Source organism: Blautia sp. AF19-13LB (genome assembly GCF_003479105.1).
GTDB classification, from domain to species: domain Bacteria; phylum Bacillota; class Clostridia; order Lachnospirales; family Lachnospiraceae; genus Fusicatenibacter; species Fusicatenibacter saccharivorans.
The window spans coordinates 93,724-104,745 of the sequence record NZ_QUGO01000014.1 but is presented as its reverse complement, the minus strand read 5'-3'; the positions used below and the strand labels follow the sequence as shown (position 1 = coordinate 104,745).

Here is an 11,022-nt window from a genome sequence, read left to right as displayed (position 1 = left end):
GTATAACAATTCTCCCCAGTACTCATACAGATTTTTTGCATCTCCAATTCCAACCTTTGCCTGCATTTCAAGACGATAAGGAGTCACACCATCCATTGGTTTTAAAATGCCATAAAACGCAGACAAGATTCTTAAATGATTTTGCAAATACTCAAACTGCTGGATTTCAAACACAGATGGTGCCATATATTGAAATGCAATCCCTTCATATGCTAAAACAGCCGGAGTAAGCCTGTTATAAAGATCCATATTTTCCAATCTGTTAAAGTTCTGCTCTGCAATCTTGTCATTACATTTCCAGATAGCTTTCAGTTCTTCTTTTGATTTGCTTTTCATCCAGTTTAATACTTCTGCTGTCTTATCAATATAGACAGGCAGTTCAACCGGTGCTAAGTTATCGGTATCTACAATCATCTTTTTTGCAGGTGATAAAATAATCTTCATTATGCCAATTCCTTAAGCATATTTTCAGGATCATCTGCCGCCTTGACTTTATCATTTGCCTTTATAATGATTCCCTGCTCATCAATAAGATATGTAGTTCTTACTACACCCATAGATACTTTTCCATAATTTTTCTTTTCTTTCCAGACATCATATGCTTCAATAACTTTACGCTCCGGATCTGCTAATAGCGTAAATGCCAGTCCGTATTTTTCTTCAAATCTCTTGTGAGACGCTACAGAGTCCTTGCTTACTCCGAGAATAACAGCTCCCTTCTCAGTAAACTGTGGATAACGCTCAGAAAAGCCACATGCCTGCTTCGTACATCCTGGTGTATTATCCTTTGGATAAAAATATAAGATCACTTTTTTTCCTGCATAATCGCTTAATTTATGCATTTCTCCATTCTGATCCGGCAATTCAAAGTCCGGTGCTTTTTTTCCTAACTCTAACATTTACTATTCCTCCGCTTTTGTATTTTCCACCTGTTTTCTTGTTCTTTTATTACCTGAAATCATTTTATGTCCCGTATACATAGACATGATCATACATATAAGAGTGCTACACGCAAAATACCTATGACCTGATTTGGATCCTTTATATCCAGTATAAAAAGTTCCAATCATAGTAATTAACGCTCCGATTGACCAATACTTATGTGCTTTCATTTTATACCTCCAAATTGATTAAGCTGTTTCCAAAATAAATATCTCTGGATCATTAACAATATTATACATTCCATCCATTACTTTTGACAAGCAGGGAAAGAAAAATACTCAATCCAAATACAAAAGGATGTATCACGATAATTCTTGCATTACCTTGACGCATCCTTTCGTGTTGTATTTTTTTATTCTTCTTTTCATTATTTTTTAATTTACAGATACCCTGCGTCATTGTTCCCATTTGGCAGAATGTATACCAGGTTCGTGGCTTATATGCCTTAGACACTGTGCTGTTTGGCTCATAAACCTCAACCTCCTTGTGCTTAGAGTATATGAAATTTTAGCTTTATCTTGTAAGTTTGCGAATATCCGTATAAACAAAAAAGCCCTTTGAGAAAAGGATTTTTCCTCTCTCAAAGGGCAAGTTGGCAAACAGGAAGTTTTGCATACGTTATTCTTCTAATATTTTTGTAGGGTTCGCATAGAAAAAGTGTTACAGACTTTTTCTCACAGTCTCCAATCCCATGTAACCATCACCAGTGTTAAAACCTTTCATTGCCAACTCCTCCATTTCTTTGAATTTTATGATTTAATCTTCTTTGATGGTTACAGTGTATATCAATAGGTGGGGTATAAAAATCCCTGCTCTTTTATACTGCTATCCTTCTAAGACAAAAGGCCCAGAATACTTTTTCCTGAGCCTTTCCATCCTGTTGTTTTCAATTATAGATAAAGCTATTATGCAACATTCTGATTCTCATCATCTAGTTGAGGTAAATCTTCATCGCTACCAATTGCTTTTAAACCTAACATTGTTACCGTCACTCCCAAAGCTAATGTTACAACTCCCCCAATCGTCTTGAACACTCGCTCATGAAATTTCTGCTGCTGTAAATATAATTCCGTTATTTTATCAGCTTCTTCCATCATTTTTTCAGAAAAGTCCCTTCTTTCCTCCTCTGTTAAGTTTTCTTGTTCCAGCTGATTTGCGAAGGTCTCAAGAACATACTGATGTGCATGAACTGCTTGTTCATATTCTTCTTTATTTGTTTCTAAAATTGTTTTGCATAACTGTGTATAATTTTCTATTGCTGATTCCACAAACTCTACATATACTGGGAACTGCTTTATTATTTCAAGCGCCACTTCCTTTTCCATATATGGAATCATAGATGTAAACTCCATCACTTTATCCTTTGTTAAATTTCGAAATGATTCAATTTTTAACGCTTTTTTTACAGCTTCTTCTGAATGATATCTTTTTCTTATTTTCTTTTCCATGATTATGTTCCTACTTTGCTTCTTTGCGAATGGTGCCAATTTTTTTGTCACTTCTGGTATCTCTTCCATTTTTGTTTCTAATAGTCCCCGGTGGAAGACCATGCTTCTTTTCAAATGTTCCTACTCTACAATCACTTCTAGTTTTCCTCATGTTTTTTCTTCCTTTCATAATTCCGTATCAACAATGCACTTGTTGTTTACTGATGCTTCAAGTATAATAAAATCTATAAAGAAAATACACGCACAGCATGTGGACTTAACACCTGATAATTCTCATGTTCGGCGATATACGGGGAGGTTATTCTCATGGGGAAACAATCTACAAGAGAAAATAAAACAATTTATCAGATTTGCCGGGAAGAAGCCGGTCTTACCAGATTAGAAGCCAGCGAAAAAATGACTGCTGTTTCTGATTCTAAAATTGAAAAATTTGAATATGAAATGCAGGAACCTACACCTTATGATATTATCCAGATGGCAGACGCTTACGGGCGACCAGATCTCTGCAATTATTACTGCTCTCATAAATGCGAAATCGGTCACCGTTATGTCCCGGAAGTCGAAGTTTCTGACTTGTCCAATATAATCCTGGAAACCATTGCCAGTCTGAATGAGATTAATCCTCTTACCACACGTCTGATCCAGATTGCCCGTGACGGTAAGATCAGTGATGATGAGATCAAGGATTTTGCTTTTATCAGCAACAAACTGGATGAAATTTCTCTGGCAATAGATTCTCTGAATCTCTGGGTTGATAAAACAGCCGGAGAGCAGGGACTAAACATCGAATTGCTCAGAGAAGAAAAAAAGAAACAGAAATAAGTATGAAAAAACAAGGCAGCGAACCTATTTATGGTTCACTGCCTCTTTCCTTTACATATGCTGTAACTGGTTTATGATGTATTCCGTTCTGCTGATAGCTTCTTCCACCTGATGTCTGGCATTATTGATTCGATCCTGCACCATCCAATCCACAACAAATCCATCAAAAAAATAATCTGCAAAGGATAAGAAGTCTCCAGTATTGATGTTTAAATTACAAGCCATGTTCACATCATTTAATTCCCTACTGAAATTACGAAGATCATATTTCGCCTGTTCCATATTTTGTCTGGCCTGATCCATCTTGGAGTGTTTCAACATCGTAGAAAAGAATCCACCGCCAAACATATCCACCAAGCCCCAATTCTTTGCACTGTTCAGGTTCTCTTTTGCTGTCCGAAGACTACTTAACGCACGTTGTCCTGCTTCAATCGCTTCTCGTTTCTCTTTTTCTATATCATATCCCATAATTTCTTCCCTCCTCGTATTTTTATGAGTTAGATGATATAAGTGCAATGATTCCGCCGATGATCAACAATGGAAGTGCAATATAAATCAGTCCGCCAACAACCATTCCTATCAAAATCACCGGGAAAAATACAACTGTACAGAGCAGCTTTAAGATTCCCCAGGATGCTTTTACACCAAATATAAAAAATTTTCCAATAAACCAAATCATGCATATAGCAAATAATAACGATAACATATTCTACTCCTTCTGACTCCTGTTATGATTTGAATCATTCATTTTTTTGATTGTTTACTTGATATAAACTCAGATGTATTTCTCACACCGATTTTACTACTGAATTCTGGGTTCTTCTCTATTTTTTCAATCATCCGAATTATCCTTATTCTCTGTGCTGTATCCATCTGCTCACCTCATTCTAACAGTTCTGCCTTTTGATATTGTCAGTATAACCGGATAACTTTTCAAAATATATACCTAATACAAAGAATTGAACATATGTAATTCTCAATTTTCGAGGAATAGTTGTTCCTCCTGTTCTTTCATCAAAATTCTTCATCACGGAATGCTTCCAGATATTCATCAATAAGATCCAAATTAACTAACACGATTCTTTTGACATGGTATACTGCTCTGGCATCTTTTGCTAACTGTTAGAGTATATGAAGTTTTGGCTTTATCTTGTAGTTTGCGAATATCCGTATAAATGAAAAGTCTAATCCCCCAGCTATGCTGGGGGATTAGACTTTTCATTTAGCTTGTTTCTTGACTACTCAGGAAAAATATTTCTACCCGCGCCCCACCTGTATTTTCAGAATTTGAAAGTTTAATACCTCCACCATATTTTTCAGCCACAGTTTTTGCAAAAAATAGTCCCATCCCATAATGGGCTTCGCCATTTCTACTTGTGTCATCCATAAAAAACTGCTCTGTGCCATGCAATAATGCTTCTTTTGTAAATCCTGATCCGCTATCCTCCACAATGAATGTCAGCCGGTCATCCTGCTCCTTTGCGTCAATATAAATGATTCCATTTTCTTTTGTATGCTCCACTGCATTCTGAATCACATTCATTACGGCTCGGAACATTGGCTCATAAGCAATCGTTACCTTTTTGTCACTTTGTTCCGCCTTCCAATCTATCTTCTGGTGATAGATTTCTACCAGTCCGAGTGCCTGTTCCTTTATATCTGCGAAAAAATCTTCTAACCTCACCGTTGTATAGGTAACATCACTGCAATTCCATGATTTTGTGACATCTATCAACTGTTTTACATAACTTTGTATCTGTATTGTGCCGTTTAAAACATAAGTGATATTTTTCTTCTGTTCTGTGGTCAGTTCAGTCTCTGAAAGTAGTTCTGCATTTCCCCGTACAATCGTAAGAGGTGTTTTAATATCATGCGCCAAAGCAGACATCTGCTGTTTCTTTTCCTGCTCTGTTTTCCACTGCTTTTCTAAAGATCCTCGCAATGCATCTCGCATATCATCGATTGCCGATAAACAGTCATCAAACTCTTTGATACCGGAACAGGATGTCTCATATTCCAGATTTTGATCCTTTATTTGTCTGATTGCGTCTAATACAGGCTGCATCTGCTTTTTGATTCTTTTTCCAAAACGTATGGACGGAATGATGATAATCGCTACCGCTCCAATCACTGACATAATACTCATCACATTCTGTGGTCCTATAAAATGCTCCCTCAAAAAAGCTGAATGATATTGAGGTGTCAGGCGATATTGCAATACAACATATTCATTTTCCCTTACAATTACTTTATAAAAATATTTCCCGGATGCGTTTCCGTACTTTGCAACATTCCATGCTATCTGTTCGTATTGTTCTGACAGATCTCCACCTATTTTCTCTCCATTCTCTGAAAAGATTACATAATCGCAAAGTGCGGGAATCATCTCAGCAGTCACTTTATCCGCACGTAGAATCGTATCATATGCTTCATTAATCTTTTGCTCTGCATAATTTGCCGGATAAATACAGCCCACACTAATCAAAAGGCACAGCAGCAGATAAGCAACAATCACCAAACCAACTAATGATCCAAGCATGACCAGTACATATCTCATAAAAATCCTGCTGAGTGCATTGCTTCTCTTTACTCTTCCCATTTATATCCAATCCCCCAGACTGTTTTTATCGGCATATAATCATAATCCGCAAATTTTGCTCTTATATTTTTGATATGCGTGATTATAGTACTGTCATTACTCTCATTGTCAAAGCCAAAGACCGCTTCCAATATCTGTTCCTTCGAGAAAACCTGTCCTCTGTTTTTAGCCAGAAATTCACAGATTTCGTACTCTGCTTTCGTAAACGGAAGTTCTTTATCATCCATCAACAGTTTCTTTTGAGACATCTGAATGCAGACTCTCCCTAAAACCATCCGGACAGAATGTTCCCTGTGCTCTCTTCTAAGATGTGCATTGATCCTTGCCCGAAGTTCCATCACTCCAAATGGCTTTGAAATATAATCATCTGCTCCTAAAGAGAGTCCGTTTACCAGACTGTTTTCCTCCGTTTTTGCCGTAAGAAACAAAATCGGACAATCCACAAGTATCCTAATTCTTTTGCATAATTCGAAGCCATCAATTCCAGGCATCATAATGTCCAGTAAAATCAGGTCATAACGATGTAATTCTTCCATATTAATTTTTAGTGGATTACTTACTTTGGTAACCAGATGTCCATCCTTATTCAAAATGCTTTCTATCATTTCCAAAATTGCCGGTTCATCATCAACTGCCAGTATTTTTGCCATAGTTTCCCTCGATTCTATTCCGATATTCTGTTTCCTTCCCAGTGGTTTACCCACCAAAAATAGTATACCATACTAATCCCTGTAAATATTAAGCAACCTGGTATGAATGACAACCATTCACCTACACTAGTTTCTCCCAATACAGATTGCAGATAAGTATATGGTACTCTACCCGTCCAGCAGACAAATACATATTTCCACACATAATCTCCAAGTCCGGTAAGCATCAATGCACTAATTAGTCCTGATATAATCCCTGCTCCAATGGATACCCCTTTTCCAAACTGAAAAGCCAGAATCAGCTGCCACAGATAAAGTGGAACACTGCTTCCCCACAGCAGCAATGCTGCAAATATACATCCTTTCATGATTTCGATATCGCTTGATGCGATTCTTCCAAATCCAATTCCGAATATGATTGCTGTCAATAGGATAGAGCACAGACACAAAACCAGTAGCATCAACAGTTTCGATAAAAATGCTGCAGGTTTATCCGGTAAAGACAACAGGTTTTGAAAATTACCTGCATTTTGTTCTTGTTCCATCACACTTGCTGTAAAAATTCCAATAAGTACCGGAAGTCCTGCTCCTATTGCCTGATAAAATGCAATCACTTTCATATTTTCATTCCATGGTGAAAAAAAGTAATATATTAAAAATATAACGCTGGTTATAATCGGAATCAGTAAGTGTGCCAGAATCACAGATGTTCCTTTTATCTTTCGCAAGTCTGCATTAAGAGATCTTCCAATCATCTTATTTCACCTCTCTTCTCTCAAACCATTTCAAAAACAGAACCGTTACAAAAACAAACCAGATGATTGAGAGACACATTCCCGGAACAATGACTCCCGTATCCAAAAGAGGATTCCCTGCTTCTGCGGCAAGTCCATTTGGTAAAACATGAAGCAACGGGCACATCATTCGCATAGGGATTGCAGAAACAAGTACATACCAGATTCTGGTTTGTGATATTACCACACCGCTGACGGTAATAAACAGGCAGACGAACAGGTTTACAATCATTCCAAATCGTTCACTTAAAAATAAAGCTACCGGAATCTCCCATAACTCAGAAACCGTCAGAAACAATACTGCCATCAACGCTCCTCCAACTGGAACATGTGTCGTTAGAAGAAAGCCTCCAAGCGTTGCTCCTGCAAACACAATCACATTAGAAAACAAAATCATGTACCCAATATAAATAATTTTCCCCAGCAACAATTTTCTTCTATCTGTGGGAATAGTCATTAAATGATAGTATTTTATCTTTTTCTCCTGCGCCACAGAAAGATAACAAAATAGAGCAATCATCCCCGGCAGCAAAAGTGTATACCACCAGTTCCAAACACTTTCTGCATAAGCATTTGTCATCCCAAGAGTAAATATAAATGCCATGACAAATGTAAGAAGAGGAAATCCCCAGATAAACTTTTTTCGCATGGTTCTTTTGGCTTTTTGATGTTCTGCTTTTATAATATTAACCATGGATTTCACCTGCTTTCTGGTTTTTTCTTACCACATTCATAAACAAATCTTCAAGATTATCTCCCTGCTTTAATGCTCCTTCGTATCCTAAGATTCCACCTGAAATAATCCCGACTTTATCTGCAAGTAACTGTACCTCTGAGAGAATATGACTGGAGAGAATTACAGTGATTCCCTGTTCCGGAAAAGACCGGATCAGCTCTCGTAATTCCTCGATGCCTATTGGATCTAATCCATTCGTAGGTTCATCCAATATCAAAAGTTCCGGTTCTCCAAGCAATGCCATTGCAATGCCTAGTCTTTGCTTCATTCCCAAAGAAAACTGTCCTGCTTTCTTCTTTCCGGTGTTTGTAAGTGATACAATCTGCAAGACCTCATCAATTCTGTTTTCATCTGTACCAAGCAATAATTGTCTTACCTTCAAATTCTCTCTGGCGGAAAGATTTTCATAAATAGGCGGATTCTCAATTAGCGCTCCTATTTTTGATAAATCTTTCCTATCCCAAAGTTTTCCATCAAAGTAAATCTTTCCTGCAGTGGGTTTCATCATACCGGTCAACATTTTCAATGTGGTAGATTTTCCCGCACCATTCGGTCCAAGCAGTCCATAAATCTGTTTCTTTTCTATATTAAGTGAAACATTATTTACCGCTTTCTGCTTTCTAAAATATTTACACAAATTTTGTGTCTGCAACATCATTTCCATCTTTACTATCCTTCCTTCCATATTTCATTTCTTACTGAAATATAACCTAACAGAAAAAAATAAAGATTTGATGAAGATTGCTAAATAATTCGTCTACTCTATTTTTATTCTCGTATGGAATAAACCATCATTAATAAGGGTAAGATCACTGGTGCAGTTGACATTGACAATATGTATGAATTTGCTTCTTCACACTGCAATGATTTCAAGGATCTCCGCGATGATGAGGACATTGTTATCAATCGGGAGTGGATCCTTAACAAACTTGCCGAAGCAGAAAACGAATAGTATATTTGGTGGCTACACCCCCAAGCCCCTGTAGAATCAATAACGCCGGTACTGGATATCAAAATCCCGCACCGGCGTTATTAATTGTAATTCTTTTTTCTACTCAAATAAACAGCTTATCTGCCCTACAAATTGGAATTTACTTTAATAAATATTTTTCAAACGCTTTATGATTATCAAAGTGGACTTCTCTAAAAAACAGAACTAACCAAATAATATAGGTTGGTATAGCTATATATGGGGTTAAAAAGCAGGATAATAATGCTCCTGCCAACATTATAATAGCCCACATAAAGCACTGATTTCTTATATCACGAGAGATATAAGCTTTATCATACAATGCCTGTTCTTCTTTAGAAAATGAATTAAATCCCGAAACAAATTTTGTTGCTTTTTCCTTAAAAATCGCAAATAACACACCTATAATCAGAAATGGTATTACCAAAATTATACACGACCAAAATCCTATATTCATAATACATACCTCCGCTTCAAATTCCGATTTTTCGTTCTCTACGACTTCCCAATAAATTGGAATTTGTCATATCCCTATTTCTGAGTAGATTTTTTCGACAAACGGTGACTTATGCTCGATATACTTCTCAATATCAAATGGATAGAGTGCAGCGCCTTCTTCTTTAATTCTACTGTATTCACGCACAGCTTCCGGATGAGAACGCAAATATTCACGGAAAGCAATATGCCTTTTCAGTTCCTCAGAATCTCGCGGGCATACATATAGATGATGCTTCCGCAAATGGGTTTTGCCTTCATATTTAAATGCTTCCCGTCCGGCAATACCAAGGTTTCCTTCATGGTGATAGTCGATTCTTTCTAAGGCAGAGATTACAGCGTCAAGCATGGAGTAATCTTTAATGACGACATCAATATCAATAATCGGTTTCGCTGATAAACCATGCACTGAAGTGCTGCCAACATGTTCTATCACAAGAGCCAGTTGATCAAGAGCTTCCTGGATTTCACTCTTGATTTCACAAAAATCCCGTGTCCAGTGTTCATCATAAGGTAGCACAACAACATGCTTTGTAATCATTCTCTTTACCTCCCCAAATTCCGATTTCTCAGTTTCAAAAACTGGAATTTTCAAATTAGTCTTTGCAAATAACCTTTGAACCTTCACCATCGATTACAATTCCCTGACGGTTGTTAATTGGGCATAGATTCAAATCCGAAAATTCAGTCATTATTTTCTCAGTAACTTTCTTAAATGGTGCTGTAAGATAATGCGGAAGAACATAGAAATCAATCAAATCAAGCCCTGCATCATCTTCTTGTGAGTAGTCCTCCGGCTTTTCATCCATTTGTTCAATATATTGGATAGTTGGAGCGCATATAATCGCACCCGCCGATTCACCAATCATCAGTTTTCCCTTTGCCAATTCCTTCTTCAATAGCTCATCCGTTCTCGTTTTACGGAGCTGATCCATAAGGAAGAAAGAATTTCCACCAGTAAAATAGATCACATCCGCATCTTCAAAAACGGACTGTATCGTTAAATAAGCCTCCGTTGAAATATCAATTTCCGTTACGGTTGCTCCCAGTTTATTGAATAGCTTTCGAGCCGAGCCGACATAACCGGTATAGCCTTCACGCAGCGAAGCTGTGGGAATAAATGCGACTTTCTTGTTATCAATTTCTTCTTTTATCAAACTTCCTACACTTGAAAAGTGCGAACATAAAAACAGTTTCATCCATATCCTCCTTAATAAATTCCGATTTTCTTAATTCTACAAACTTTAATTTTACTTAGTAACTATGACTTTTCCTTCAGAATCCAGAAGAGGTGTAATACCAGCCCCGTATCCAGATTTCCAACAAAGATAATTAACTCCAGTCTCCTTATCTACAAGAATTTGTCGAATCCCTTCATCTTTAAGCGAACTTCCATCTCTAAATATAACTTCAAATCTTTCTTCTTTCTTCGCCATGTTTATTCCTCCTCGTTAAGCATTAAATACCGATTTGCATTTCCATTCATTTTAGAAAATGGGCAACTCCGATTGGAATTGCCCACTCATTGCACTAATTATGCGATTTTTTCTTGCTTGCACCGATTTC

Annotated in this window: 16 protein-coding genes and 1 pseudogene; 1 reads left to right on the top strand and 16 read right to left on the bottom strand. The window is 37.1% G+C overall.

The genetic code is table 11. The features are described from left to right. From DWX32_RS14460 to DWX32_RS14440, 4 genes are all read right to left on the bottom strand, one after another. Window positions 1–444, bottom strand: a 444-nt coding sequence (locus tag DWX32_RS14460; protein ID WP_147398500.1) for a YaaA family protein, incomplete at its 3' end; no start/stop codon positions are given. Continuing rightward, window positions 444–899, bottom strand: coding sequence for a thioredoxin-dependent thiol peroxidase (bcp, locus tag DWX32_RS14455; RefSeq protein WP_021737556.1), 456 nt, complete (start codon window positions 897–899; stop codon window positions 444–446). The genes DWX32_RS14460 and bcp, both read right to left, overlap by 1 nt. A gap of 3 nt (window positions 900–902) precedes the next feature. Further along, the gene (locus tag DWX32_RS20235; protein ID WP_021737557.1) at window positions 903–1,112 is read right to left on the bottom strand and encodes a DUF6219 family protein; all 210 of its coding nucleotides are present in this window, start codon (window positions 1,110–1,112) and stop codon (window positions 903–905) included. Between the two features lie 735 nt (window positions 1,113–1,847). Then, a complete protein-coding gene (locus DWX32_RS14440; RefSeq protein WP_199596441.1) occupies window positions 1,848–2,504 on the bottom strand; it encodes a hypothetical protein in 657 nt (218 codons plus the stop codon). A 192-nt stretch (window positions 2,505–2,696) separates the two neighbouring features. On the opposite strand from DWX32_RS14440, the gene DWX32_RS14435 reads away from it, so the two are divergent. After that, complete coding sequence (locus tag DWX32_RS14435; RefSeq protein ID WP_055182202.1) at window positions 2,697–3,212, top strand: helix-turn-helix domain-containing protein; 516 nt, start codon at window positions 2,697–2,699, stop codon at window positions 3,210–3,212. Window positions 3,213–3,263: 51 nt separating this feature from the next. Here the strand turns inward: DWX32_RS14435 and DWX32_RS14430 are convergent, their stop codons facing one another. From DWX32_RS14430 to DWX32_RS14380, 12 genes and pseudogenes are all read right to left on the bottom strand, one after another. Beyond that, window positions 3,264–3,680 (bottom strand): hypothetical protein, encoded by a 417-nt coding sequence (locus DWX32_RS14430; RefSeq protein ID WP_118660415.1) that lies wholly within the window; start codon window positions 3,678–3,680, stop codon window positions 3,264–3,266. Window positions 3,681–3,702: 22 nt separating this feature from the next. Further along, window positions 3,703–3,918, bottom strand: coding sequence for a hypothetical protein (locus DWX32_RS14425; RefSeq protein ID WP_055221652.1), 216 nt, complete (start codon window positions 3,916–3,918; stop codon window positions 3,703–3,705). 308 nt (window positions 3,919–4,226) lie between these two features. Continuing rightward, window positions 4,227–4,322 (bottom strand): annotated as a pseudogene (locus DWX32_RS20230) (DUF6462 family protein); the annotation flags it as partial. 112 nt (window positions 4,323–4,434) lie between these two features. Then, window positions 4,435–5,811, bottom strand: a complete 1,377-nt coding sequence (locus DWX32_RS14420; protein WP_055221650.1) for a sensor histidine kinase — start codon at window positions 5,809–5,811, stop codon at window positions 4,435–4,437. Further along, complete coding sequence (locus DWX32_RS14415) at window positions 5,799–6,461, bottom strand: response regulator transcription factor (RefSeq protein WP_055195474.1); 663 nt, start codon at window positions 6,459–6,461, stop codon at window positions 5,799–5,801. The genes DWX32_RS14420 and DWX32_RS14415 overlap by 13 nt, the downstream gene beginning before the upstream one ends. Before the next feature lie 14 nt (window positions 6,462–6,475). Then, on the bottom strand, window positions 6,476–7,216 hold the full coding sequence (locus DWX32_RS14410; protein ID WP_118660413.1) for a lantibiotic immunity ABC transporter MutG family permease subunit: 741 nt from the start codon (window positions 7,214–7,216) through the stop codon (window positions 6,476–6,478). Window position 7,217: 1 nt separating this feature from the next. Then, entirely contained in the window at window positions 7,218–7,949 is a 732-nt protein-coding gene (locus tag DWX32_RS14405; RefSeq protein ID WP_118660411.1) for a lantibiotic immunity ABC transporter MutE/EpiE family permease subunit, read from the bottom strand. Then, window positions 7,942–8,655, bottom strand: a complete 714-nt coding sequence (locus tag DWX32_RS14400; RefSeq protein ID WP_055225704.1) for a lantibiotic protection ABC transporter ATP-binding protein — start codon at window positions 8,653–8,655, stop codon at window positions 7,942–7,944. The genes DWX32_RS14405 and DWX32_RS14400 overlap by 8 nt, the downstream gene beginning before the upstream one ends. Window positions 8,656–9,082: 427 nt before the next feature. After that, window positions 9,083–9,418, bottom strand: coding sequence for a DUF3784 domain-containing protein (locus tag DWX32_RS14395; RefSeq protein ID WP_055267398.1), 336 nt, complete (start codon window positions 9,416–9,418; stop codon window positions 9,083–9,085). A gap of 66 nt (window positions 9,419–9,484) precedes the next feature. After that, complete coding sequence (locus tag DWX32_RS14390; RefSeq protein WP_117510125.1) at window positions 9,485–9,997, bottom strand: GrpB family protein; 513 nt, start codon at window positions 9,995–9,997, stop codon at window positions 9,485–9,487. 55 nt (window positions 9,998–10,052) lie between these two features. Beyond that, window positions 10,053–10,655 carry a Type 1 glutamine amidotransferase-like domain-containing protein gene (locus DWX32_RS14385; protein WP_055267400.1) on the bottom strand — a complete coding sequence of 201 codons (603 nt, stop codon included), beginning with the start codon at window positions 10,653–10,655 and terminating at the stop codon, window positions 10,053–10,055. Window positions 10,656–10,706: 51 nt separating this feature from the next. Further along, on the bottom strand, window positions 10,707–10,892 hold the full coding sequence (locus DWX32_RS14380; RefSeq protein ID WP_055267402.1) for a DUF6440 family protein: 186 nt from the start codon (window positions 10,890–10,892) through the stop codon (window positions 10,707–10,709). Between the last annotated feature and the right edge of the window lie 130 nt (window positions 10,893–11,022).